Here is a 26,555-nt window from a genome sequence, read left to right on the forward strand (position 1 = left end):
TATGACTATAACACCTCGATCATATATTGACAAGTATATGTGATTATATTCACAAATGTTTTACACAATGTCCCTTCCACCTATCATGAACATATTTTAATGGAAGAAGGGCAATGGGCGAAACTATCATACATTGTGGATATTTCTTACATATTTACAAACTATTATTCTAAAAAATCGGTACTCAAACCAGGAAGATCACACTCTGCATCGAGATATCAGTACTCGCACCAAGATATCAGTACTCTCTGCTCCAAGATATCAGCGCTCTATTCCAAGATATCAGCGCTCTACTCCAAGATATCAGCGCTCTACTCCAAGATATCAGCGCTCTGCTCCAAGATATCAGCGCTCTGCTCCAAGATATCAGCGCTCTGCTCCAAGATATCAGCGCTCTGCTCCAAGATATCAGCGCTCTGCTCCAAGATATCAGCGCTCTGCTCCAAGATATCAGCGCTCTGCTCCGAGATATCAGCACTCTGCTCCAAGATATCAGCGCTCTGCTCCAAGATATCAGCGCTCTGCTTCAAGATATCAGCGCTCTGCTCCAAGATATCAGCGCTCTGCTCCGAGATATCAGCACTCTGCTCCGAGATATCAGCACTCTGCTCCGAGATATCAGCACTCTGCTCCGAGATATCAGCACTCTGCTCCGAGATATCAGCACTCTGCTCCGAGATATCAGCACTCTGCCCTGGGATCGATGAAGGACAAGTTAAGGTAACTCGCCAAAGGAATGTTAATCCTTTGGCAATAGCGTCTTAGCAATGCTTTCATCCAGTTCCTCAAAGTCATAGAGGGATATCGTATCATATAGTTCTTTTCTTGTTTGCATATCCGAAATCCCCTGCTTTTGAGTTCCTTGCTCTTTAATTAAGGAAAATATCCGCTCATAAGCTTTTGCGGCCACTCTCAAAGACGTCACTGGATAGATCACCATGTTAAAGCCCATACTTTCAAATTCTTCTGCAGTGATATATGGTGTCTTTCCGAATTCCGTCATATTCGCTAAAAGTGGGACATCAATATTCTTAGCGGCCAATCGAAACTCCTCATCCGACTGTAACGCCTCTGGGAAAATCCCGTCCGCTCCGGCTTGTATATAGGCTTGTGATCTTTCCATTACTGCATCTAGACCTTCAACTGACCGTGCATCTGTCCGTGCAATAACGACTAAGGATGGAGCAACTTCTTTCATCGCTCTTATTTTTTGAACCATTTCTTCTGTGGAAACAAGTTGCTTTCCGTTCAAGTGACCACATTTTTTAGGGAGCTTTTGATCTTCTATTTGAACAGCGGCTACATTCGCCTCGACCATTTCTCTTGCCGTACGAGCGGCGTTCAAGACACCACCAAATCCTGTATCAATATCAACAAGTACTGGTAAATTCGTGGCCCGAATAAGGTCCCTCGCCCTTTCTGCTATTTCCGTTGATGTGATAATTCCAAGGTCAGGAAGCCCCCTGCTCGCTGTATAAGCACCACCCGACAAATAAAGTGCCGAAAATCCTGCATTTTTTGCAACAAGCGCTGCCATAGCATCATGCGCCCCAGGGATTTGCAAAATAGATTCTTCATTGATTAATTCTTTAAATTGATTTGCCAATTCTACTTGGGATGATTGTTGATCGACTATCCAAGCCATGAATAAAGCCCTCCTTTATGGATTAATTAGAAACTAAGGCATTCGCCATTAGGCTGGAGAACGCCTTAATTGTACTTGCAGAGAGTAAGGTTTATCCTTTCTGCTATTAGACAAATAGTTCCATGAATTCATTCACATGCATCGAACGGATTTTATCATCATACAAACACACTTCTTCTATTTTCTTTCGTTGTTTTTCTGTATAATGTGTCGATAGATTGGAGGAAAATTTCGCGATAATTTTCGGAAATGCTTCCTCTCTTCTAAAACGGTGACCTAATGGATACTCGCATTCCACTTTTTCTGTTGATGTCCCATCTTTAAAATGAACCTGAACCGCATTAGCGATCGAGCGCTTATTCGGATCAAGGTAATCTTTGGTATATTCTTTGTTTTCCGTAACTATCATTATATCTCGTAACATATCAATGACTGGATCTGCTGCAGCTTCATCCTCGTAATCCTCTGCGGTAATATCCCCTTTTAAGAGTCCAATTGCCGTAATATATTGCAAGCAATGGTCGCGGTCTGCAGGATTGTTTAAAGGGCCTTTTTTGTCAATAATACGAATAGCAGACTCATGAGTTGTAATTTCTATTCTATCAATCTCGTTTAAACGATCTTTTACTTTCGGATGCAACTCGATAGCCGCTTCCGCCGCAGTTTGGGCATGAAATTCAGCAGGATAGGAAACTTTGAATAATACATTTTCCATCACATAGGAATCTAACGGACGAGCAAGTGTTAAGGTTTGTTTGTTAAATAAAACATCTTGGAATCCCCAATCTGGTGCCGTTAATGCGGATGGATAGCCCATTTCTCCCTTTATAGCTAACAAGGATAGAAATACCGCTCGACTAGTAGCATCCCCTGCAGCCCATGATTTACGAGAACCCGTATTTGGGGCATGCCGATACGTTCGTAAACTTGAATTATCAATCCAGGCATTGGACAATGCGTTATTAATTTCCTCCCTGCCACCACCTAACATTTTCGTAACTACAGCAGTCGTTGCAACTTTGACAAACAAAACATGGTCAAGACCCACACGGTTTAAACTATTTTCCAACGCAAGCACACCTTGGATTTCATGAGCCTTAATCATCATTTCCAATACATCGTCCACAAGAAGAGGAGGTTGCCCTTTAGCAACACGAATTTGGCTAATATAATCGGCAACCGCCAATATGCCACCCAAGTTATCGGATGGGTGTCCCCATTCTGCCGCTAACCACGTATCATTATAATCAAGCCAGCGGATCATCGTTCCTATATTAAATGCCCCCTGCACTGGATCAAGAACATGAGATGTTCCGGGCACACGAGTTCCATGTGGTACGATTGTCCCAGGTACAACAGGTCCAAGTAACTTCGTGCATTCTGGGTAACTGAGTGCAAGAATGCCACCTCCTAATGTATCCAACAAAACATAACGAGCCGTTGTATAAGCTTCTGTACTCGTAATATCTTTGTTTAGAACATAGTCCGTAATTTCCTCTAATAATGGATCGGTTTTCGTTTGTTCGTTTACTTTTAGCAAAATCCTCTTCCTTTCCTATTAAATTTTCTATATGATAAGTATGAGTGCCTGTCACTTATCGGCGGGCGGTACACAACTCCCCAGTTGATCGAATTACCGCTCGCCAATATAATGTACACGTGGCCTGAAAAGTCGATTGTTTTGATGTTGTTCGATTACATGAGCACATAATCCAACTGTCCGTGCGCTAAAGAAGATTGGGGTATACAATGCAATTGGAATTCCAAGCATCCAATATACTGGAGCAGCATAATAATCAAGATTAGGGTATAGGCCTTTTTCTTCCTCCATTATCTTTTCTCCAGCTTCACACATTTCTAACAATAAAAAATCACCTTTTTTCTCACAGAGTTGCTTTAAAGATTCCTTCATAATAGATGCCCGTGGATCCATTTTCTTCATATATACACGATGTCCAAACCCCATAATCTTTTCCTTCCGTTCCAACTTACCCATTAGCATTTTTTCAAATCCAGCGACTGTTTTAGCTTCTAGCAACATATGCATCACAGCCTCATTCGCTCCCCCGTGCAAATTCCCTTTTAGTGATGCAACTGCACCAGTTAAGGATCCGTATAAGTCGGATTGTGTGGAAGCTATGACTCTCGCTGTAAATGTTGAATTTGGCATTTCGTGCTCACTATATAAAAGTAGGGATCGATCAAAAATTTCCATTTCTTGTTCTGATGGCACTTTTCCGGTTATCATATATAAAAAATTCGCACTATACGGTAGATCTTTACGTGGGGAAATGGGCTCATCGTTAGTTAGAATTCTATAGCTATTTACGGTAATGGTCGGAAGCTTTGCTAATAGTTCATAGGCCCGGTTTTTATTCACTTCTATAGAACGATCATCCATGTTCTTATCAATGCCGGCTAAAATAGATAAACCAGTCCTCAATCCATCCATCGGGTGTAACCGCTTAGGCAATAAAGAAAAAACATCGTTTACAAAAGTAGGAACATGGTATTCAGCCTTCAGCTTTTCTTCCATTTCACTTTTTTCTTCTAAATTAGGTAATTTACCTTCTAAAAGCAGATGCGCAACATCCAAATAATCATATCGCTGCGACAATTCAATAAGATCATAGCCTCTTAAGATGATTTTTTCTTGTTCTGTATCAAGCAAAGAAATCGCTGTTTCTGCTGCAATAACCCCTTCAAGGCCTGGAACAAAGTCAATATTCGTTTTCATCAAACTCCCCCTCTTGTCCTAGTAAATCTTTTCGTACATTGTCGAAAGCCCTTTCAAAATTAAGTAAATAAGCCTCCTCTTTCTCTTTATTTTCTGCGTAAGCACGAATCTCTTGTTTTATTTGTGAATAACACACTTGCAATGTAGATGCTTGATCAACAACTAAATTATTCATCATGATTTCCTTTAACCTTTTAATAAAATAACTAACGGTCCCATACATTGGGTTTTCCTCCAAGTGTTCCGATTTTATTTCAGAAAACAAAAAACAACTCCCTATAGAAGTTGTTAGCATGCATAAACACATAAAAAGCGGATTAAGATGAAGCATGATAACAATGGCTATCATGTCAACCCAGTCGCATCTAACACCTCCTATCCTCGTAGGTTTGGATGTTGCTAGAATAGGCAGGTCTCCTGGCTCATGGTCATCACTTTTCGAACCTTCCCATTTTCATATGAATGAAAACAGTGGTATATAATCGAATCGCTCCCATACACAGTTGCGGGACAGCATCGGATTTTAACCGATTTCCCTTTTAAGCAATAAAAAGATTGCATTAAAAAAGTATTTTATTGCACCTATTCCTTAAACCTATTGAATTAGTCCAAGTATAACATCGTCGCTTTAATATTTCAATAATTACATAAATTTTGTATATTCCAAGAGCCCAGAATAACGGACTCCGGGAGTTTGACACCCTTAAATAAAAAAAACGCGCAAAAGCCTTGGTACGGCTTTATTTTTTTGTCAAATTTTTCATAATTTTATTGCGTAACATTTCGTAATATACTATAATTAAGGTAACATTAGCTGCTTTGGGGGTAATTTTATGCGTATTAAAGTGAGTCGTTCTAAAAATTCCAAGTCTTATTTTGTAATTAAAGATATTTATCGGGGCAATAAAAGGACAACCAAAGTTGTTGAAGCCTTGGGAAATGACAAAGAAATTTTAGAAAAGCATCCTGGTGTGGATCCCTATACCTGGGCAAAAGAATACGCTAAAAAGTTAACACTGGAAGAAAAGGAACGAAACTATAAAATCGTCACCAAATACAGTCCTGCCAAGCAAATACCATTGAATAAACAGACGCTATTTAATGCTGGTTACCTCTTTTTACAATCTATTTACCATGGGTTAAAACTGGATAAAATTTGCCAGAAGATATCTCAGGAGTATGAATTCAAATATGATCTGAATGAAATACTTTCGCGCCTTCTTTATTTACGGATTCTACATCCGACCTCTAAAAAAGGAACGTTTGAACATTCGAAAGACTTACTTGAACCTGCACATTTTCAGTCACATCAAATTTATCGGGCACTTGGTGTCCTCGCCGAGCAATCAGATTACATAGAGGAAATGGTGTATAAAAACAGTCTAAATGTAGTGGATAGAAACACACAGATTCTATATTATGACTGCACAAACTTTTTCTTTGAAATCGAAGAAGAAGACGGTTTAAAACAATATGGAGTTTCTAAAGAAAATCGCCCCAACCCAATTGTTCAAATGGGACTGTTCATGGATGGGTCAGGCCTTCCACTTGCTTTTAGTATGACACCTGGAAATAGAAATGAACAAACAACCTTGAAACCGTTGGAACGTCGTATTTTAAAGGACTTTAACCTTTCAAAATTTGTTGTATGTACAGATGCCGGTCTATCTTCAAATAAGAATCGGATATATAATACTCGAGGAAAACGCGCCTTTGTAACTACGCAGTCTATCAAAAAACTGAAGAAATTTTTGAAGGAATGGTCTCTGGATCCTGAAGGGTGGCGAATACCAGGAAGTAATAAAAAGATAAATTTGAATGACATTCGCAATCTCGAAAATGACCAGAGAACGTACTACAAAGAGCGTTGGATCAAGGAAAATGATCTAGAACAAAAGTTAATTGTCACCTACTCCCCTGTTTATCAGCGTTATCAATCATCCATTCGAGCTAAACAAGTTGAACGAGCGAAGAAAAAGATGGAAAATCCAAGCTCGTTGAATAAACATAATCAGAATGACCCAAAGAGATTCATTAAAGCGACACATGTAACAGACAATGGTGAAATTGCGGATAAGACGCAAGCAACTCTGAATCAGAAACAGATTGATAACGAATCCATGTATGATGGATTTTATGCCGTATGTACCAATCTAGAATCAACTATTGAGGAAATAATTAAGATAAATCATGGGCGATGGGAGATTGAGGAGACATTCCGAATACTAAAAAGTGAATTCCAGGCTCGACCAGTTTACTTGCAAAGAGAAACCCGAATAAAGGCACATTTTCTAACATGCTTTTTGTCCTTATTGATCTATCGCATTCTAGAAAAAAAGTTGGATGAAAGATTTACATGTCCTGAATTAATTAGTACGTTAAGAAATATGAACATGCTAGAATTGGATGGAGAAGGATACATACCTGTATATACTCGAACAGAAATTACGGATGCATTACATGATGCATTTGGCTTTAGAACTGACTACGAAATAGTTACTCAAAAAAATATGAAAAAAATTTTTAAACAAACCAAAAGGGAAAAATAGTACGCAGTTTTATGCCTTAAAAAAATCGCCATAAACATTGATTTAGCAGTGTTTTTGGCGATTTTTAGTGTCAAACATGAGAGTATAACATCGTCGCTTTAATATTTCAATAATTACATAAATTTTGTATATTCCAAGAGCCCAGAATAACGGACTCCTCTTGTTATTATCTGTTTCGGGGATTTTGTAATACTAGCACCTCTAATACTATAATTGACTTAAATTAATGAATAGATAAGGAGCGATGTATGAATGAACCCAAAAGATGCATTAACGGAAACGATGAACATCATGAATAGTCACGTCTCTGTTCGCCAATATACTTCAGCACCTATACCAAAACAACATTTGTTAGAAATGATTCGTGCGGGACAAAGCGCTTCTTCCTCTAACTTTGTTCAAGCATATTCCATCATTCGTATTACAGACTTAGAAAAAAGGGAGAAAATTGCCAAATACTCAAGGAATCAGCATGTGAAAGAAGCTTCGGAATTTCTTTTATTTTGTGGTGATTTAAAACGATTGGAACATGCTTGTTTGAAACATGGAGTAGCAATGGAGCATGATAATCTTGAAAACTTTCTTGTCACTACCATTGACACAGCTTTAATGGCACAAAATATTATCGTTGCTGCAGAATCACTTGGTTATGGTGGTTGTTATATTGGCGGCGTGCGAAATAATCCGAAGCAAATCGGGGAAATTGTCGGATTACCAGATAAAGTATTCCCTTTATTTGGATTATGTTTAGGCACACCCTCCGTCATCAACGACGTAAAACCTCGACTCCCTGTAAATGCTATTCTTCATGAGAATACATACCTTGAGGAAAAATATGAAGATATGCTGGAGGAATACGATCAAACAATGAGCGATTATTATCAGTCTAGAGCTAGTAATAATAAAAATATAGGCTGGACTGAAACGATGGCCGATTTCATGAGAAATAAAAGAAGAACCCATATGCGAGAATATATGAAAAGCAAAGGCTTTAATTTGCCATAATTAGGGGTAAATCTCTCGTCCCAATCACCACTACTTTGACTATCATAACTTTCGGCACTTGCAACCTGTCCCCCGACTCCATATGATTAGACTTATATCTGAAAATTCGATACATTATATATAAGCCACTTAATTATTTGGAGGTTAATATATGAGCGAACTAGTTAAAGGTCAATTTGCTAGAACAAGAAAAGCTTTATCTCAAGCGTTAGAAGGTGTTTCGTCCGAAGTTTTAGAAATTGTTCCAGAAGGATTCAACAACAATATTCATTGGCAAGTCGGTCATATCCTGGTCGTAACCGAGCACTTTTTCTTCAAAGGTATGGAAAAGATCCCAGCAAATTATAACGAAATTTTTGGACCTAGTACAAAACCAGATGACTGGACAGGGGATATTCCTAAAGTAGAAACCTTAATCGAACAATTAAACGAGCAACTGGTACGTATTAAAGAAATTCCTAGCGAAGCATTTGATCAAAAACTACCTAAGAGATTCCTAGGTAATGAGACTTATGGAGAATTGGCTGCAACGGGGGCTTTCCATGAGGCAATGCATTTAGGTCAAATTCAATCATTGAAACGAATTATTGAAGCTACTAAAGTAAAGTAAGGATGTATGAAAATAACCGCCAATGCCTTGGCGGTTATTCGTCCTATCCCCACGTCTCCCCTATTTCGTTTTCAATTCCAAAGGTACTTTTATCACTTCTTCTAATTCTTCTCCGTTAAGCACTTTTTCCACTGTAGAAACTGCTTCTTGTCCCATAAGGTCAGGTTGTTGTGCAATCGTCGCGGTAAGTTCACCGGCTTGAACAGAAGCTAATGCATCTTCTACTCCATCAAAACCAATGACAACGATATCTTTACCTGCCGCTTTAATTGCTTCTAAAGCTCCGAGGGCCATCTCATCATTATGTGCAAACACCGCTTGAATATCGCCTTTTCCTTGTAACGTGTTTTCCATGACGGTTAATCCTTTCGTCCGATCAAAGTCTGCTGGTTGACTTGCCACAATATCAAGCTGTTTATCCGCAATATGATGGAATCCTTCTCCACGTTCTCTTGTTGCAGATGCACCTGCAATACCTTGAATTTCTGCTACTTTTGCACCTTCACCAAGTTGTTCCAAAATAAAGTCAGCTGCCATTTCTCCACCAGCTACGTTATCTGAAGTAATGAGTGTTTCTACTTCCCCGTTATCTGCGGAGCGATCAATCGTGATAACAGGAATACCCGCATTATTTGCTGATTGTACGGCAGAAGAAACTGCTGCAGAATCGGTCGGGTTAATTAAAAGAACATCCACGTTTTGTTGAATTAAATCTTCAATCCCACTAATCTCTGTTGCAGCGTCATCTTGAGCATTAACAACGATAATCTCATATCCTTTTTCCTCCGCATCCGCAACAATGGCGTCACGAAGCGAAACAAAGAACGGGTTATTCAATGTTGAAATACTTAATCCGATTTTTACATTTTCATCTTCACCTAAACCATCCTTGACAAACGGACTTTCCATGGAACATGCTGTTAAAAAGACCATCATCAAAACCATCGCAATTGTGACTAGCTTTTTCATTCTTTTCACCTCTTATGATCTCTTTCTGTCTATTAATACTGCAATTAAGATAACGACACCTTTTACAACTTGTTGATAGAAAGATGAAATACCGAGTAAGTTCATCGCATTATTCAAAATACCGATAATTAAAACCCCGATAAACGTACCTGCAATACGTCCTTTACCACCTGCAAGACTTGTACCACCAATAACAACTGCGGCAATAGCATCCATTTCATACGCTTGGCCTGCTGTTGGCTGTGCTGAGTTCAAACGTGAAGTTAGAATCATACCAGCTAATCCTGCCATCATTCCACTAATGGAATAAATCAGAACTTTCACTCGATCTACTTTAATACCGGAAATAAGTGCAGCTTTTTCATTTCCACCAAGAGCATACGTTTTACGTCCAAATGCCATTTTATGAAGCATGAACCATAATACAATAAACGCAAGAATCATCGTTACCGCTGGAACAGGAATACCTAGAAAATATCCTTTACCGAACAATTGAAATGCATAGGAATCTCCAAGTCCAGTAATTGGTTTACCTCCTGTGTAGACAAGAGTTAATCCCCGGAAAATAGTCATCGTTGCAAGGGTTACAATAAATGGAGCCAATTTTCCTTTTGCAATTAACACACCATTAAGCGCTCCAAACACCGCCCCAAGTATTGTACCAATAATAATGGCAAGAATCGGATCTATTCCAGCTACCATCATTCCAGCTGAAAGAGCACTCGTTAAAGCGAGGATTGACCCTACGGATAAATCAATTCCACCAGTCAAAATAACAAAAGTCATACCGAACGCAATCAAACCATTGATAGATATTTGTCGTAATAGATTCATAATGTTGGCCGGATCCATAAATGATGGATTTAATATCGTAACAACGACGATCAGACCGACTAACGCCAATAGAGGAAGAAATTTATTCCAAATCGTTGATAGCTTTGCTGTTTTCACTTTAATTACCCCCTGTAGCAAACGTCATAATTTTTTCTTGTGTTGCTTCTTCTCTAGCTAATTCACCAGAGATCTTCCCCTCATGAATAACTAGAATTCTATCACTCATCCCCAACACTTCAGGAAGATCTGAAGAAACCATGATGATTGCGAGTCCTCGTTCGGTTAACTCATTCATTAAATTATAAATTTCACGTTTCGCACCAACATCGATTCCTCTGGTAGGCTCGTCCATAATTAAAACTTTAGGAGAAGTACCAACCCACTTAGCTATTACTACCTTTTGTTGATTTCCCCCTGATAGATTACCAGCCTTCGTTTCTTGGGACTCCATTTTTACTTTTAATCGTTCCACCATCATTTTTACAAACTGTTTCTCATCCTTTGCTTTCACAACTCCATTTGGGGCAAAACTTTCTAAATTCGTTAAAGCTATATTTTCACGTATGGAGAAATCTAGAACTAACCCCTCATCTTTTCTATCCTCTGTAATAAAAGCTAAGCCTTGTTTTGCAGCACTTGATGGATTTTTAATAGAAATGGGGTTTCCATTCATGATTATTTCTCCACGATCGTAAGGGTCAATCCCGAATAATGCACGCATAATCTCGGTTCGTCCTGCACCCATCAAACCAGATATCCCGAGTATTTCTCCTTCCTTTATGGAAAAATGAATATCTTCAAAAACGCCTTCTCTTGTTAACCCGTTTACTTCCATAACCGTTTCCCCGTATTTAGGGTTTCGTTCTGGATATCTATCTTCTAACTCACGCCCAACCATTTGCTTCACAATTTCATCAAAGGAAGTATCTTTAATGAACGAGGTTGCCACAGATACACCATCACGCATGACCGTAATACGATCACATATTTCAAAGATTTCTTCCATTCGATGAGAAATATAGACAAGGGAAACACCAGTTGCAGTAAGCTCCTTCATAATTTGGAACAACAATCTAATTTCTCTATCCGTTAAAGCAGCAGTTGGTTCATCCATGATAATTACTTCTGCATCAAGCATCAGTGCTTTTGCTATTTCGATCATTTGTTGCTCACCGACAGAACATGTTCCAGCTTCTTTATTTAACGGAATAGAAATATTCAACCGTTTAAAAACGCCTTCTGCTAACGTTTTCATTTCCTTCTCTTTTAAAACACCTAGTGCATTTCGTTTCTCTTTTCCAATAAATAAATTTTCCAAAACAGTCATTTGTGGCCAAATATTTAATTCTTGTCTAATAAAAGCAAGTCCAGCTTCTTCTGCTTGTTTTGAATCACTAAACACGGTTTCCTTTCCATCAATCGTAATCTTTCCTTGATCCTGATGGAAAAGCCCCGTTAAAATATTCATTAACGTTGACTTTCCTGCTCCATTTTCACCCATTAGCGCATGAATTTCCCCAGGCTCTAATTCAAAATCTACTCCTTCGAGAACCTTATTAGCTCCAAAAGCTTTGTGAATATTTTCCATCAAAATTCGCATATCAATCACCCCTCTTTTTATAAAAAAGACTTCGTCAGCGGGGGTTTTCCTTCATCCCCCACTGATGTTAGTCGCACTTATCGGAACTTTACGGGCATTAAGACTCCCGCCTACCTCCTTTGTTTCTCCAGAAGCCTGAGGTAGAAGTCTTACTGTCCGTTTAGGTGGGAGAAAAAGACACCAGCATGTAATATACAATTAGAATATGCAGTGATTTCTCCTGTTCGAATGATAGCCTTCGCATTTGCTGTCAGTTGTTTAAACTGCTCATGTTTCACATATTCCATATCGTGACCAAAAAACATTTTCATAAATTCATGTTGATTTGGATTAGTATCTTTCATTTCTTCTGCGATTGTCACCTTTTCAATAACCATGTCATCCACGACTGCTTTTACTACCTCCTGAAAAGAAGGCGTACCAGGTGTAAGTGCTAAATCTATTTTTAATACTCCATCTGGAACGGGTAGACCCGCATCGCCAATAACGATGGTATCGGTATGACCCAGATCGACTAATACTTTTGCTATATTGCTATTTAAAATGCCATTCTTTTTCATTGTTTAAAAATTCCCTTCCACTTCTTCTCTAGTTGGCATACCACCTTGTGCTCCAAACTTCGTAATCGAAATGGATGCTGCACGATTCGCGAATCGCAGTGCCTCCTTTATTGTTTTCCCTTCCGCAACAGCAACTGCAAAAGCTGCATTAAATGTATCCCCAGCTCCCGTAGTATCCACTGCTTCTACAACAAAGGACGGAACAACTTCCTCGCATTCTCCATTAAAATAACGAACTCCATTTTTTCCTTCTGTAATTAATAGCTTATTTGGATAACGAGCGAGTACCTCGGAACGATTCTCCTCCCCAAACATAACAGTAAACTCATGTTCATTCGGTGTAAGATATGTTGCAGATTCAATAACGTTATCGCTTATCTTCCGTGCGGGAGCGGGATTCAGTAACCATTTTTTATTAAATTGATTGCAAAAATCTGCAATGTATTCAACCGTTTCCTCTGGAATTTCTTGTTGTACCATGATCATATCTGCTTCCTTTAGAATAGAATCAGCTTTTTCCAAATAGGATGGTGTGACCTCATCATTTGCACCTTTTACAAAGATAATGCTGTTATCTCCTTCAGCAAGCGTGATATGTGCTGTACCAGAAGATAAATGTGGAACGGGTTCCACATGGTTTACAGAAACACCATTTTTCTTTAAATTATCAAGTATTTCCTTACCAAATGCATCCTTTCCAACTCGGCCAATCATGGATACATTAGCACCCAGTCTTGCTGCAGCTACGGCTTGATTGGCTCCCTTCCCTCCAGGAACAGTCTGAAACGATTCTCCAATTAGTGTTTCTCCAGCTTTTGGCCTTTTATCAGCTGTAACGACTAAATCCATAGAGGAACTTCCAACAACTACAATATTTACCATCTTAATCTCCTACCTTTCTTGTGGACTCTCTTTCCACAAATTGAACGGGTAACTTACAATGTATATTCGGTAAAACTTCCTGTTTTACTTTTTTAATAATGATTTCCGCAGCTTTAGCGCCCATTTCATACGCAGGCTGACGAATCGTTGATAATCCCGGATAAACGATTTCACATATAGAAATATCATCGAATCCAATGATTTGTACATCCTCTGGAATCCTTCGACCAGTACGCTGTGCTTCATTCATGACGGCAACTGCAACGATATCATTACAGGCAAGAATTCCATTTGTGTTCGGGTATTTGTCAAACAATGTTTTCACTGAATTGCTTGCCCCTTGGAACGAAAGCTTGGAATCGAATACATTTATCTTCACACCAGCCTGCCTTAACGTTTGAAACGAAGAAACAAACCGCTCATAAACAGGCTTCACTTCTACCGGGCCTCTTATAATGGTGATTTCCTTACAGCCAAGCTCTACTATCTTCCGAGCAGCTAACTTGCCTCCTTCAAACTGGTCTGCATACACAGCAGGCAAACTCTCTATCGTTCGATCTAGCAAAACTACTGGTATATTTAGGTTTTTCAACATATCACTGTGAGCCTCATTAACAGAAGCAATAATACCCACAACATTATGTTGGATAAACGTATCAAGGTAGTCAATTTCCTGCTCTAAATGCTCATCGCTATTACCAATAATCAATCGATAGCCTTCTTCCCGAAGTTGATCTTCCACTCCCCTAGCCAACGCTGGAAAAAATGGATTCGTTATATCTGGAAGTATTAATCCTATCAATTTTGACTTTTGCTTAAATAATGACCTAGCCACTTCATTCGGTTTATAATTTAATTTATGAATCGCATCTAATACCGCTTTTCTCGTATCTTCATGCGCATAACCACTATTATTCAGTACCCGTGATACCGTAGCAGCTGAAACTCCAGCTTCTTTCGCCACATCACGAATCGTTATCGCCATATCCATCCTTCTCCTATCCGGAACCGGTTACATATTTATTTTAACATGTTTATTTTTAAATGTCGAGATGGATCCTTGGGAACCTGTTTCTATGATCTTTAAGCAATTAAAATCAATCACATGTAGCTGCTTCCAAAATTGTAACCATCTCCATAAATTCTAATAAAATATTTTAATCTTGTTGACATCTGATTATGAATTTTTAAGGAGTGTGTGTTATGCCAGCCATTATTGGAAGTGAATATATCAATCGAATCGACCGCCTTCAAACGGAAGTATGGGTAGATGATCACTCTGTCACTGGAAAAATTTCTGAGCATCCAGCATTTAAAGGGGTTATGAGAAGTCAAGCAGAGTTATATGACCTGCAACATGAAAAGGCATTACAAGATAGGATGACATACCCTTCTCCGTTAACGGAACATCGGGTAGGAATGTCTTATTTGCAACCTAAAACGAAAGAGGATCTAATGAAAAGACGCAACATGATTCAACAATGGGCCCAATCCACTAATGGCATGATGGGAAGAAGTCCGGATTATATGAATACCGTGGTGACGGCACTTGCATCTTCTGCAAACTTTTTAAAAGGAAAAGAAAACTGTTTTCCCGAACATCTAGTATCTTTTTATGAATATGCCCGCGAAAAAGATTTATCCATGACACATACATTTGTAAATCCTCAAGTCAATCGTGGACAGTTTTACTTTGAAGATTTAGACGATGGGCCAATTGCCGCAAAAGTCGTGGATGAAAACGATGAAGGCATTATCATCAAGGGAGCACGGCTATTGGCAACACAGGGTGGGATAACAGACGAAATCGTGGTGTTATCAAATGGCGGAGTACAAGATAAGGCCAATGGTTTTGCATTTGCTATCCCAAATAATACAAAGGGACTGAGATTTATCTGTAGAGAGTCATTTGTTGGTGGGGATTCTACATTTAACTATCCATTAAGTTCCCGTTATGAAGAAATGGATACCCTTGTAGTCTTTGATAACGTGCTTGTTCCGTGGGAGCGTGTGTTTTATTATAACAATATAGAAGTCTCCAATACTTTCATTACTGCTAGTTCATTTCTTCCGCTTACATTGCACCAATCCGTATCCAGACAGATTGTGAAAATCGAATTTGTCCTAGGTGTGGTTCAATCCATCATTGATACAATCCATATTGGTGAATACCAGCACGTTCAGGAAAAGGCGTCTGAAATCATTGTTGCATTGGAAACGATGAAGGCATTGGTTATCAAATCGGAAGTGGAAGCTGAACTGGATGAATGGGGATTTATAAGACCCGATCGAAAAACGTTACAAGTAGCTAGTGTTGTATTCCCACGTGTCTATGCAAGATTCAGTGAAATTATCCAGCAACTTGGGGCTAGTGGATTAATGTCCATCCCAACAGAACAAGCATTTCAATCATCACTTAGGGGAGATTTGGATCAATATTTGCAATCGAAAGCCGATGATGCTGAATCACGTGTTAAGATTTTCCGCCTAGCTTGGGATATGACAATGAGCGCTTTCGGCACACGCGAGATCCAGTATGAACGCTTTTTCTTTGGTGATCCAATTCGGTTAACCAGTATGTTGTATTTTTCATATGATAAGGAACCTTATGTGAAGCGGGTGAAGGATTTGTTGGAAATGGATTAATTTTGAATCTGGCTATCGTGCCAGATTCTTTATTTTTAGCTAGGGGAACCATGTGGATAGGTCTATTCCTCCAATCAAAGCTTTTTAAAAACAAAGAGTAGTGTTTTACAATGCGAAAAACACTGCTACATTAATTGGGACGGGGAAAGATAAGTCCTCTGATACATTTTCCAAATGCTGTTTTTACACAAATTAGTTTAATTTCGTAAAGAAGACTTCCATCAGTAGGGGTTTTCCTTCATCCCCCCATAACAGAGACAGAACCCTTAACGCCATAACCATTGACTTAACAAATCCTTAAAATATATGATAGGGTACGTTCAATTAATAAAGCGTAAGGAGTATTTCATGAAAAACAAGTCGATACTTATCATCATGTTCATTTCTATCATTGTGTTTTTTTCCATTACATTTATTTTTACAGGAGAAAAGGGAACTAACTACGATCAGAATATTGTAAATTGGGTTTATGATATCTCGACAACGACAATCGTTAAAATAATGAATGTTATTTCCCTAATAGGGGCTAGTGAAGTAATTTTATTCATTACATTGGTCATTGCCGCTCTCTTTGTATTAAAAAAAGATTGGTATCACACGATATTCTTTTTATCATTATCAGTTGGTGGAGTGGTTTTAAACTTTCTTCTAAAAATATTATTTCACAGGGAGCGTCCGGGTAACGATGTTAGTAACATCGAAGTATTCAACTTTTCACTGGAAATCCCATCCTATAGTTTCCCTAGTGGTCATACGATGAGAAGCACCATTTTACTTTTGTTTCTATTATATCTCGTATTTCGTTTAATAAAAGGTAATTTACTAAAAACGGTTTTATCCATAATCGGTGTATTTCTAATTATAGGCGTAGCGTTAAGCCGCTTGTTCCTAGAAGCACATTATTTATCTGATACAATCGGTGCCGTTAGTATTTCAGTTGCTTGGTTTTGTTTAGTATATCTAATCGTGAAAAAATACGACCATCAGGAAAAAATAAGTCCCTTTTACTATCGTTCGCGGTAAATAGAACCAGAGGGGCAGGACCCTTCCCAATCTCAATAAATGGTAAATTCAAATATAACTATCCGGATTTCAGTATGAGTCTGGGTAGTTATTTTATTGAAAAAGGTTGAGAATGAGTTGTCGTTTAAACGGAATGTAGATCCGGTGAGTACTTGTCGGGAGAATGAGTTACCTTTTAAAGTTAAAAAATTTTTCAAAAAAAATTAACCGTGCTATCAGGGAAGCACCGAAAGTAAATCTTACTAGCAATACAATGGGTTTTTGTCATTTCTCTAAAAGCAACCACAAAGTCACCTCTATTAACTAGGGTATGATATACTTCCAAAAGACATCTCCCCCGAAAGAAGGTATCGAAATGAAAATAGATGCACCTAAAATAGCTCATGATTTAATACCTAGAAATTTTGCGGATATTTATAATGAGATAGATCCAGAATTTGAAATGAGTCTTATCACGGATTCTGAGTTTTCCAATGAAACCCTTGAACGAGTACGATTATACAATTGTGTAATTAAAAACTGCAAATTCATGAATACCGACTTCAGCAGAATCGATATTACCGATGTGCGCTTTGAAAATTGCGATCTTTCCAATACAAATCTAGGCAATGCTTCTATGAATAGAGTCGAATTCCATAATTGCAAACTTCTTGGGAGCAATCTAACCGAGTCGTACATTGGCAATGTTAAGTTTAAAGATTCCATTTTAAATATGGCGATGTTTGGGAATTCAAAGTTAGAGAAATTAATATTTGAAGATGTATCATTAGAAAGTGCCGACTTTTATGATTGTAAACTAAAAAAAGTTGAATTCCTTTCTTGTAATTTGAATAGGGCAAGTTTTGAGGATACATCATTAAAAGGAATCGATATAAGCTCATCATATTTTGAGACTTTAATTGTTTCTATTGATAATTTGAGAGGGTGCCAAGTATCTTCCCTTCAAGCCATCCAGTTTGCATCGTTATTGGGATTGAAGATTAAAGATTGATGATGGGCACATGAAGTCAATCGGCGGATTATGGTAAAAGGAGCTGTGCATCAACAGCTCCTCCTTTCATCATCAATAATCCTTTTGCTTAGGAGCTGGATATCAGCAGACATGTGCTTGACATCAGTAGTCAGCACTAGTTTATCAGCAGGTCGGACGATTGATATCGGTAATCGGCACCCGGATATCAGCAGTCGGACGCTTTTTATCAGCATTCAGCTCTCGGATATCAGTAGTCATGCGCTTGATATCAGTAATTGGCACTGAGATATCAGCAGACATACGCTTGATATCAGTATTCGGCGCAAACCGCAAATCGAGTGGCGGGGTCTAGACATTCCTGTGGATCTACGTCAATATTCCTCCTGCTCCCCTTCTTTAACAGAAGCTGTCGCGGAAATATCTTCTTCTTCCACTCTTTGGAATCCTTTATCTAATTGTCCAGCGTTTTCAATATCTCCAGAAGTTTTGTATCCAGCAACTTCAGCATTGGATGTTGTTCCATAAAGCTCCATGCCGCCAAGTTTTACGTTAATCTTTTCATTTAATTTCTCTTTGTTGTTATTTGTCATTGTGAGCACCTCCTATCAGTAATGTATCCTAATGGGTAAAAATTATTGATCATGATAGATTAATTTTTTTCCTCCAATTCAGGCGAATCAGCTGAAGCAACCAAGAAGGATAGAATGATGGAAACGATGACCACAAGAAATGGTGCAATAAAAATTAAAAAATCCTCGAACATAAGGGGTGTCACTCCTATTTTTTATACTTTCCCTGTACATATTCCTTATTAAATAAAAACAATTTAAATACGAGATACAACGACGGGAGGAGCAATGCAAATCCCAGAATAAAAACGACAACTAGAGAAATAGCCATGGCACGGTTGGTAAATCCCTCATGGATGGTCAAAATCGGATAGAGTATATATGGATAATGGGATATACCGTATGCATAAAAGGCAAACATAAATTGTCCAATCAAAAGCCATACTGCTGTTCCATAGTTTTTTCGATTCCAAATGAACCAAACCGTTAAGACCCATAAAATGAAGGATACGGCAAACATCCACCACAAGTTGATGATTTGCTCATAATGTTCTGGGTTATGAAAACTCAACTCATAGACAATTCCACCAGCGGTAATGATGAGTGGCAATGCCCAAATTAACGCATACTTTCGCATTAGATTGGTTGCTTCTACATCCCCCGTTTGATTGGCATACCACGTAAGAAAAACAGCCGAAATATACAATACTGCTACAATACTTAACACAACAATGGACCATGATAACGGGCTAGTAAAAAGCGCCGCGTAATCTAACACTGGACTCCCATTAGTTAGATAAACGAATCCTCCTTCTGATATCGCCAGAACAGTCGATAAGGAGGCCGGAATTAATAACCCTGTTAATCCATACATAAATGCATAACCTTTATGCCCCCTAGAGCTATATGTCTCAAACGCATAATAAGATCCCCTAATGGCCAAAAGGATTAATCCGATACTCCCTGGAACAAGAAAAATCGTTCCAATGTAATAAGCCGTTTGTGGAAAAAAGCCAACGATTCCAACGAAGAAGAAAACAAAGAACACATTGGTAATTTCCCAAACTGGAGATAAATACTGTTGAATAATTCTTGATAAAATATGTTGCTTCCCTGTGATAATACTATACGCATTAAAAAATCCCGCACCATAATCAATGGATCCGATAATGACATAACCGAAGAGAAATGTCCAAAGCACTGTTATTCCTAAAATTTCTAAACTCATGGTGAATCATTCCCTTTTAGTTCTACTTCGATTGGATTATTTTTAAAGATTCGGCGTAACACCACAACGGTACCGACCCCTAAAACGATATACAATAGAGCAAATAAAACAATCATGACATTGACATAATCACTGGATGTTGCCGCTTCTTCTACCGTCATGATTCCCCGGAGTATCCATGGCTGCCTTCCTACTTCAGCTAACCACCAACCAAATTCCATTGCAAGAAAGGCTAACGGCCCACTTAATACAATCAACCAACGAAAGAATGTAGATCTTACAAAGGCCCAGTGACGTCTAATCCCCATCCAATAAATAAGGGAAAGAACCAATAAGAACATCCCAATTGTTACCATGGAATCAAAAAAATAATGGACAATGAGGGGAGGTGTTTCTTCTGGCTTAAATTCATTCAATCCGATCACTTCTGCTGTAGGATTACTATGTGCAAGAATACTTAGCATATAGGGAACCTTTATAGCATAGTGGACCTCTTGGTTTTTATCCAAAAAGCCATACATGACCAAAGGTGCTTCTCCCTCAGTTTCAAAATGCCATTCAGCCGCAGCTAATTTTTCTGGTTGGTATTCAGCAAGAAGTTTTCCGGAAAAATCACCAATAATAGCAGATGCAATAGAAAAAATCAGTCCAATTTTCATCGTTAAGTATAGGGCTTTTTTATAATAGACATGCCTAGAACCTTTTAATAACTTAAATGCGGTAATCGATGCTAATAAAAATGCAGCAGTCATATACGCGGTTGCCACGACATGAGATACTTTCGTCGGCATGGCTGGATTAAACATGGCCGCAATCGGATTTGCATGAACAAGTGCACCATCCACCATCTCAAATCCTGTCGGTGTATTCATAAACGAATTGACAATCGTAATAAAAAAAGCAGACATTCCCCCACCGATGGCAACTGGGATTAATAATAAAAAGTGTTTTCTCTGATTATCAAAACGATCCCACGTATAGGCATAGATTCCTAAGAAAATGGCTTCAAAGAAAAAAGCAAAGGTCTCCATAAATAGCGGTAAAGCGATAATCTGCCCCGCAATTTCCATGAAATTCGGCCAAAGCAGAGAAAGTTGAAGTCCAATAATTGTACCTGTCACAACCCCAACTGCAACAGTCACCATGTATCCTCGCGACCAGCGCCTCGCCATAATAATATAATGTTCATCATTTTTTCGAATTCCAATCCAGTGTGCAATCATAATAAACAATGGCACGCCAACCCCAATGGTTGCGTAAATAATATGGAAGGTAAGAGTCATTAATGTTAAAAATCTACTAGCCAACACTGGATCTTCAAATAGCATGTTCACGAATCCTCCTTTAACCTAAAGGCATAACTTTCAAGTATAATTGTTCCATACTTGTAGTTTGCACGAGTATTCATTAATTATCCATGGGGTCTTAGGTCACTTATCCGTGGACATTTGAACGTCATTTTAAAAAAGTTAAACTAGGACGAGGAATTTCCCCTTTGGTGAATGAAATAAGCCGTTTTGAGAAACATAACAATTGGTGCATAAGAGAAAGGTGGCACTATCATGAATTTATTTAGGAGGATGAAGATGGGAATTTTAAGTGGTAATCCCCAAGATGAACCGATGCACTATGGGGAAGTATTTGGTACATGGTCCTTTTTATTAACGGCAAAAGGAGCAATTGCAGGTTATCAAACTCACCTAAATCATGCTGGTGATGAAGATTTGTTAAAGTTGCTTGAGGAAACTATTAACAATGGCCAGCAAGAAATCCAACAAATTGAAACGTTATTAAAAGAAAATGGAGTTGGATTACCTCCAAGTCCACCCGAACGACCTAAAGCCCACTTAGAAGACATTCCAGCTGGCGCACGTTTTACTGACCCAGAAATTGCCGCGATGTTATCAGAAAATATTGCAGCAGGATTGGTCGCATGCAGTACGATTATAGGGCAATCCATTAGAGAAGACATTGCCGCGATGTTTGGACAGTTTCATATGCAAAAAGCAGCACTCGGGGTTAAGGCTCTTCGATTGAATAAAGAAAAAGGATGGTTAATTCCTCCACCATTACATCATTATAAAGCTGATGATTGTTAAAAGTCGAAAGGAGTTGCCATGAACGGTAACTCCTTCGTTTGTTTTAGTGAGATTCGCGGTAAAGTAGAGGCTCGAACAAACCCCAGTAAAGTAAATGAAGAACGGACCCGTGGAAATTTTCGGACCCGTTCTATTATGTTTTAAAAATGGGAAAAAATATCCGTGGACTTTTTGCTTGAAACAGGCAGACTTGCTTATCATCAGCGGATGATTTTATTATAGTTTGTTATACTAGTTGACCGCCTTTTTTGGAATACGTCATAATTCCTTCCGCCGCTCGATAAGCTAATGCCCCAACCGTTCCCGTTGGATTGTAACCACTATTATGTGGAAAAGAGGATGCACCTACAACAAATAGATTATCCATATCCCACATTTGTGAATAGTTATTGACGGCCGACGTATCTGGATTGTCTCCCATTATTACTCCGCCTGTATTATGAGTTGATTGATAAACAGTAATATCATATGGTCCAAGTTCTTCCATAGCATCCACATGATCAGCACCCATCTCTTCAAGAATCCTTTTGGCCTTTTTAGCTGTAAACTTGGCCAGTTCCCGATCTTGATCCTCAAAATCAAATGTCATGCGAAGGAGTGGGTCTCCGAACGTATCCTTATATGTTGGATCGAGATCCAAGTAATGATGGCGAAATGGCATACTTGCTCCCATTGCACCGACAGATAGTGAGCGATTAGCATACTTTAGTGATTTATCCTTAAACTCTGCTCCCCAAGAAGGTGTTCCTTTAGGAACTGGATTGTTTTGAATCGGCCTTGCACCAGTTTGAGTTAATGCTAAATAGCCGCCATGAATAAAATTAAGGTCGGAATGATCGAAATTATCACCGTTAAAATCGTCAATTACTACTCCCAACGCTCCCGCGCCAGCAAAATTATTAAACTCCATGTCATCGTAAAAACCAGTTGCCGCACCCTTAACGACTTGATAAGCATAATTTTTACCGATTACGCCAGTACCAGTAGCTGGATCATAAGGGCGTCCAATTTTGGATGTTAATAAAAGCTTAGTGTTATTGAATACATAGCTCGTTATTACAACTACATCCGCTGGTTGTTCAATTTCCTCTCCGGTCGTCAAGTCGGTATACAGTACACCTGTTGCTTTTCCATCCTTATGTAGGATTCGACGTACCCATGAATGTGTACGCAAGTCAAATTTTCCTGTTTTATTAGCAACAGGGATAACCGTTACAACAGGATCTGCTTTTGCTCCATACTCACAGCCAAATCGTTCGCAAAAGGAGCAATATTGACAAGCTGCTCTAGATATCCCATCTGGGTTTGTATATGGTTCAGATAAATTTGCTGATGGAACGGTATATGGGTGATAGCCGAGCTTTTTTGTTGCTTCTGTAAACATCTTCATTTGTGGGGAATGCTTCATTGGCCCAGTCGGATATTTATCGGAACGTTTTCCCCCTAGTGGGTTTTCTTCTCCTGAGATACCTGCCATTTTTTCAAACTTGTCGTAATAAGGCTCTAATTCATTATACGTTATGCCCCAATCTTGGATAGTCATCCCTTTAGGAATTTTCTTTTCCCCATAACGATCCACCGTTTGGCTACGAATTTCGAAATCATAAGGAAGGAAGCGATATGTCTGTCCATTCCAGTGTACCCCTGCTCCACCGACTCCTTCCCCCATTAAAAATGAACCATAATGTCTCATTGGCAAAGCGCGCTTTTTTTCATTACTTCTAAAGGTCAGTGTGGACTTAGATAAATCCTGGAACAATTCATAACGCAGTGCATACCTTAATTCATCATGCACCATATAATAATCCTCGGTACTTCGCTCTAATCCTTTCTCTAGACCAACTACAGAAAGTCCCTGCTTCGTTAATTCGGAGGCAATAATACCTCCTCCCCACCCAACACCAACAATTACAACATCCGTTTTTGGCATTTTTTTAACCATACGTTTTAAACCACCTTATTTACAAAATTATTTTTCATATATTCTTACAACAAATAATGATCATTACATATGATCACGTAAGCTTCGAGGCTCAATTTTTTTAAAGCCCTCTTCAATAACATCGAGATAATTCATTTGATCCCCCGGATAGTCACGCATTCTCCAACCGTCCATATCAATATTTCCACCGTAAAGCGGATCACTATACAACCCTTCCAAAGTTACACCACGAAGCATATTAAAAAATCCGCTAGCAGAAATAGTTGAAAGTTTTACCTTATCGGACTCAAAATCTTTTAAGATGTCATCTTGTTCCTCTGTCGACAGTTCACTAAATTCCTTCTTATATTTTTGGTGGGAATAATTTTGCAGTTCCCGCAATCCTACGCGGAAAATTTCCCGACGTTTTAACCGGCCTTGATAACCTTGCTCTTTTTCGCCATGAAAAAAAGGAGGTTCCATATAATCTCTTGAATTAAATCCATAAGATCCCGCTAATTGATGGTCAATATAAAACGGCACACCAAGGTCCTTTGCCCCCGGACCGTTATGATCCTTTGGAAAGATACGTTCGGTAGCTGCTTCCACAGTTTTAAATTCGGCCTGACTAAAAAACATTAAGGCTTGGTTATAGTTTTTGGTTTCATTTGCAGCTTGGCGCTGTTGCTTGTTATCTTCAGTACGCCAAGGAATCAAGCCTCCAATTACACCACCAACTGCTAGTCCACCAACTGCTACACCTGAACTTTTGATAAACCTTCGTCTGGATATTCTTTCTTCCTCAGATGTTTTATTTTCATTATCCTTTGTCACAGAATATTCCTCCTAACCTACTTACTTTAAATGTAGTATGGACCAAAAATAACCATTCATACATTAATAATTTTTGGGTAACCTAATGATTAACTACATTACAATTTGGAGGTAACAAACAATGAAGAAAATGAAAATAACAATTGCAATGGTGATAATCGTTATTAGCATGCTTTTAAGCGCATGCAACAACGATAACCAAGAACATGGTGATAACGATAACAGTAACAACAATACTGAAAATGTTAGTAACACAGCAAATCCTGATCATGGAAACAGAGATATATCAAATCCTGATATCATTCCAAGTGAAACCGATGCTAAAAGCAGGACAACAAACCTTCACGGAAATACATACAATGGAATAGGACAAAACATTTACAGTTCCATTGGTAGCTCTGGAATCCATGAGGGTGGCGTTTCTTCCTATTTTGAGTCCATTTTAAAAGGAGAAGGCATTACAGGTATTAAAGTTTTCGTAATTGACGATTCAATCGTTTTAGCTAGAAATAAAGCCGAAACTACCAATCATCAATACGATAATATGCAACGAAATTTACTTAGCGGAGACGAAGGTATGTCTGGAAAAGGAGAACCAGATGGAGTCAATCCTAAAAATGATGATCATGATAATTTATCCCAGGCAAAAGCTATGGTAAATGAGCTATTCAACGGCAATGTAAAAGTTCTGACAGTCACTAACCCGGATGCAACAACGATCATCGAGAACATAAAAGATGATATTCAAGGAGAAGATTACAAATCTGCCTCTGACAATTTATTACAATTGTTAAACATGGCAAAATAGAAATACTTCATATACAAAAAGACATTACATAGTTGATCAAAATAACATGTAATGTCCTTTTCTTTTACAGGCTAGCCTCGTTTTTTATACCAGACTTCAAGTTGAATGGGACGTTTTTGGAAGAAGTTTTTCTCCATGTTGAAGGAGTTCGAACACAATCATTTATACATTTAACAAAAGCGCAAGCGCCCGTTTAACGACGTACGGACTGGACTGAGCCGTAGGAGATAAAGGAAACACGACGAACGGGAGTGAGTCGATGTTGACTTATCGTACGGAGGTGAAGGAAGTCTCGCTACGGCTTTAGCGCTGGAGCTGGACGTGGCCTTCCTTATGATAAGATTTAATAAGCTAAATTTTTATACATTCTTATCTCTTAAAAAATACTCAAGGCTTGCCTTCATCACCTAATTAAAAAGGGGTGTTCTGTCAAGCATCTAAAAAAAGCCTTGAAGACATATCAAGGCTTAACGAAATGATTTATATAAACATCCCTTATAGGGAAAAATTAATTCATTAAATTACCAGCTTGCTTTTTTTAGGCCAGGAATTTGACCCTTATTTGCATATTCACGAAGGCAGATCCGACACAATTCGAATTTTTTCAACACACTATGTGGTCTGCCGCAATGCTTACAACGACTATATTCACGAACTGCAAATTTTTGTGGCTTTTCCTGTTTTACAACTAAAGACTTTTTCGCCATGCGGCATCCTCCTTCTTTTTATGAATAAAACGTTATTATACCATGTTTTTCAATTTTATCTAGCGGCCAAATTATGGAAGCAACGTATTCATGGGAGAAGTCCTGCATCTAGCATTTAGTCACCTATCTATTTGGGAAATGAGTGACCCAATCCGGAAAAAGATCTCACTTTTGGTCACTCATCATGCGAATGAGTGACCGAACTCAGATAAAAAGTACCCTCTTGGTCACTCATCATGCAAATGAGTGACCGAACTCAGATAAAAAGTACCCTCTTGGTCACTCATCATGCAAATGAGTGACCGAACCCAGGAAAAAGGTACCCCTTTGGTCACTCATCATGCGAATGAGTGACC

Annotated in this window: 26 protein-coding genes and 1 riboswitch; of the genes, 9 read left to right on the top strand and 17 right to left on the bottom strand. The window is 38.7% G+C overall.

Annotation, left to right across the window (positions count from 1 at the left end; genetic code table 11):
- Positions 1-39 precede the first annotated feature (39 nt).
- Positions 40-765, top strand: a complete 726-nt coding sequence (locus MHI02_RS17935) for a hypothetical protein (protein WP_341166208.1) — start codon at positions 40-42, stop codon at positions 763-765.
- Here the strand turns inward: MHI02_RS17935 and prpB are convergent.
- The 4 genes from prpB to MHI02_RS17955 form a co-directional block, all read right to left on the bottom strand.
- Positions 740-1,645 (bottom strand): methylisocitrate lyase, encoded by a 906-nt coding sequence (prpB, locus tag MHI02_RS17940; protein ID WP_216883871.1) that lies wholly within the window; start codon positions 1,643-1,645, stop codon positions 740-742. The genes MHI02_RS17935 and prpB overlap by 26 nt on opposite strands.
- A 106-nt stretch (positions 1,646-1,751) precedes the next feature.
- A complete protein-coding gene (locus tag MHI02_RS17945) occupies positions 1,752-3,185 on the bottom strand; it encodes a bifunctional 2-methylcitrate dehydratase/aconitate hydratase (protein ID WP_341166209.1) in 1,434 nt (477 codons plus the stop codon).
- Positions 3,186-3,278: 93 nt separating this feature from the next.
- Complete coding sequence (gene mmgD, locus MHI02_RS17950) at positions 3,279-4,382, bottom strand: citrate synthase (RefSeq protein ID WP_341166210.1); 1,104 nt, start codon at positions 4,380-4,382, stop codon at positions 3,279-3,281.
- Positions 4,366-4,647, bottom strand: a complete 282-nt coding sequence (locus MHI02_RS17955) for a hypothetical protein (protein WP_341166211.1) — start codon at positions 4,645-4,647, stop codon at positions 4,366-4,368. The genes mmgD and MHI02_RS17955 overlap by 17 nt, the downstream gene beginning before the upstream one ends.
- Positions 4,648-4,772: 125 nt before the next feature.
- A riboswitch (cobalamin riboswitch) is annotated at positions 4,773-4,983 on the bottom strand.
- Between the two features lie 232 nt (positions 4,984-5,215).
- Here MHI02_RS17955 and MHI02_RS17960 point away from each other — a divergent pair.
- From MHI02_RS17960 to MHI02_RS17970, 3 genes are all read left to right on the top strand, one after another.
- Complete coding sequence (locus MHI02_RS17960; RefSeq protein WP_047184088.1) at positions 5,216-6,931, top strand: IS1634 family transposase; 1,716 nt, start codon at positions 5,216-5,218, stop codon at positions 6,929-6,931.
- A gap of 252 nt (positions 6,932-7,183) precedes the next feature.
- On the top strand, positions 7,184-7,936 hold the full coding sequence (nfsA, locus tag MHI02_RS17965; protein WP_341166212.1) for an oxygen-insensitive NADPH nitroreductase: 753 nt from the start codon (positions 7,184-7,186) through the stop codon (positions 7,934-7,936).
- A gap of 151 nt (positions 7,937-8,087) precedes the next feature.
- Positions 8,088-8,546: a DinB family protein gene (locus MHI02_RS17970; RefSeq protein WP_060667683.1), complete on the top strand. Its 459-nt coding sequence runs from the start codon at positions 8,088-8,090 to the stop codon at positions 8,544-8,546.
- Positions 8,547-8,606: 60 nt separating this feature from the next.
- On the opposite strand, the gene rbsB is transcribed toward MHI02_RS17970, so the two are convergent.
- The 6 genes from rbsB to MHI02_RS18000 all read right to left on the bottom strand — a co-directional run bounded on the left by rbsB (position 8,607) and on the right by MHI02_RS18000 (position 14,376).
- Positions 8,607-9,515, bottom strand: coding sequence for a ribose ABC transporter substrate-binding protein RbsB (gene rbsB / locus MHI02_RS17975; RefSeq protein ID WP_060667684.1), 909 nt, complete (start codon positions 9,513-9,515; stop codon positions 8,607-8,609).
- A gap of 12 nt (positions 9,516-9,527) precedes the next feature.
- A complete protein-coding gene (locus tag MHI02_RS17980) occupies positions 9,528-10,466 on the bottom strand; it encodes an ABC transporter permease subunit (RefSeq protein ID WP_370447411.1) in 939 nt (312 codons plus the stop codon).
- 1 nt (position 10,467) lies between these two features.
- Positions 10,468-11,949 carry a sugar ABC transporter ATP-binding protein gene (locus tag MHI02_RS17985; RefSeq protein WP_047185978.1) on the bottom strand — a complete coding sequence of 494 codons (1,482 nt, stop codon included), beginning with the start codon at positions 11,947-11,949 and terminating at the stop codon, positions 10,468-10,470.
- Positions 11,950-12,098: 149 nt separating this feature from the next.
- Positions 12,099-12,509 (bottom strand): D-ribose pyranase, encoded by a 411-nt coding sequence (gene rbsD / locus MHI02_RS17990; protein ID WP_047185977.1) that lies wholly within the window; start codon positions 12,507-12,509, stop codon positions 12,099-12,101.
- A 3-nt stretch (positions 12,510-12,512) separates the two neighbouring features.
- Positions 12,513-13,391: a ribokinase gene (rbsK, locus tag MHI02_RS17995; protein WP_047185976.1), complete on the bottom strand. Its 879-nt coding sequence runs from the start codon at positions 13,389-13,391 to the stop codon at positions 12,513-12,515.
- Between the two features lies 1 nt (position 13,392).
- Positions 13,393-14,376: a LacI family DNA-binding transcriptional regulator gene (locus MHI02_RS18000; RefSeq protein WP_060667686.1), complete on the bottom strand. Its 984-nt coding sequence runs from the start codon at positions 14,374-14,376 to the stop codon at positions 13,393-13,395.
- A gap of 218 nt (positions 14,377-14,594) precedes the next feature.
- On the opposite strand from MHI02_RS18000, the gene hpaB reads away from it, so the two are divergent.
- The 3 genes from hpaB (at position 14,595) to MHI02_RS18015 (ending at position 18,051) form a co-directional block, all read left to right on the top strand.
- On the top strand, positions 14,595-16,037 hold the full coding sequence (hpaB, locus tag MHI02_RS18005; protein WP_204797711.1) for a 4-hydroxyphenylacetate 3-monooxygenase, oxygenase component: 1,443 nt from the start codon (positions 14,595-14,597) through the stop codon (positions 16,035-16,037).
- Positions 16,038-16,385: 348 nt separating this feature from the next.
- The gene (locus MHI02_RS18010; protein ID WP_204797712.1) at positions 16,386-17,060 is read left to right on the top strand and encodes a phosphatase PAP2 family protein; all 675 of its coding nucleotides are present in this window, start codon (positions 16,386-16,388) and stop codon (positions 17,058-17,060) included.
- A 355-nt stretch (positions 17,061-17,415) separates the two neighbouring features.
- Positions 17,416-18,051: a pentapeptide repeat-containing protein gene (locus tag MHI02_RS18015; protein ID WP_060667688.1), complete on the top strand. Its 636-nt coding sequence runs from the start codon at positions 17,416-17,418 to the stop codon at positions 18,049-18,051.
- 353 nt (positions 18,052-18,404) lie between these two features.
- Here MHI02_RS18015 and MHI02_RS18020 read toward each other — a convergent pair whose 3' ends face one another.
- The 4 genes from MHI02_RS18020 to MHI02_RS18030 are packed head-to-tail and all read right to left on the bottom strand — an operon-like array spanning position 18,405 to position 21,158.
- Complete coding sequence (locus tag MHI02_RS18020; RefSeq protein WP_047185971.1) at positions 18,405-18,623, bottom strand: hypothetical protein; 219 nt, start codon at positions 18,621-18,623, stop codon at positions 18,405-18,407.
- Positions 18,624-18,682: 59 nt separating this feature from the next.
- Positions 18,683-18,796, bottom strand: a complete 114-nt coding sequence (gene cydS, locus MHI02_RS18630; protein ID WP_371690282.1) for a cytochrome bd oxidase small subunit CydS — start codon at positions 18,794-18,796, stop codon at positions 18,683-18,685.
- A 14-nt stretch (positions 18,797-18,810) separates the two neighbouring features.
- Positions 18,811-19,830, bottom strand: coding sequence for a cytochrome d ubiquinol oxidase subunit II (locus MHI02_RS18025; protein ID WP_047185970.1), 1,020 nt, complete (start codon positions 19,828-19,830; stop codon positions 18,811-18,813).
- Entirely contained in the window at positions 19,827-21,158 is a 1,332-nt protein-coding gene (locus tag MHI02_RS18030) for a cytochrome ubiquinol oxidase subunit I (protein ID WP_216883975.1), read from the bottom strand. The genes MHI02_RS18025 and MHI02_RS18030 overlap by 4 nt, the downstream gene beginning before the upstream one ends.
- A 258-nt stretch (positions 21,159-21,416) precedes the next feature.
- On the opposite strand from MHI02_RS18030, the gene MHI02_RS18035 reads away from it, so the two are divergent.
- A complete protein-coding gene (locus MHI02_RS18035; RefSeq protein WP_341166213.1) occupies positions 21,417-21,929 on the top strand; it encodes a DUF3231 family protein in 513 nt (170 codons plus the stop codon).
- A 226-nt stretch (positions 21,930-22,155) separates the two neighbouring features.
- Here the strand turns inward: MHI02_RS18035 and MHI02_RS18040 are convergent, their stop codons facing one another.
- Positions 22,156-23,871 (bottom strand): GMC family oxidoreductase, encoded by a 1,716-nt coding sequence (locus MHI02_RS18040; protein ID WP_047185967.1) that lies wholly within the window; start codon positions 23,869-23,871, stop codon positions 22,156-22,158.
- Positions 23,872-23,934: 63 nt separating this feature from the next.
- Positions 23,935-24,684, bottom strand: a complete 750-nt coding sequence (locus MHI02_RS18045; RefSeq protein WP_047185966.1) for a gluconate 2-dehydrogenase subunit 3 family protein — start codon at positions 24,682-24,684, stop codon at positions 23,935-23,937.
- Between the two features lie 121 nt (positions 24,685-24,805).
- On the opposite strand from MHI02_RS18045, the gene MHI02_RS18050 reads away from it, so the two are divergent.
- Positions 24,806-25,492, top strand: a complete 687-nt coding sequence (locus tag MHI02_RS18050; RefSeq protein WP_204797715.1) for a hypothetical protein — start codon at positions 24,806-24,808, stop codon at positions 25,490-25,492.
- Between the two features lie 521 nt (positions 25,493-26,013).
- On the opposite strand, the gene MHI02_RS18055 is transcribed toward MHI02_RS18050, so the two are convergent.
- Positions 26,014-26,199, bottom strand: a complete 186-nt coding sequence (locus tag MHI02_RS18055; protein WP_145523593.1) for a type Z 30S ribosomal protein S14 — start codon at positions 26,197-26,199, stop codon at positions 26,014-26,016.
- Positions 26,200-26,555 lie beyond the last annotated feature (356 nt).

This window comes from Oceanobacillus sp. FSL K6-0118 (assembly GCF_038006665.1).
Classification (GTDB): Bacteria; Bacillota; Bacilli; order Bacillales; family Amphibacillaceae; genus Oceanobacillus; species Oceanobacillus caeni.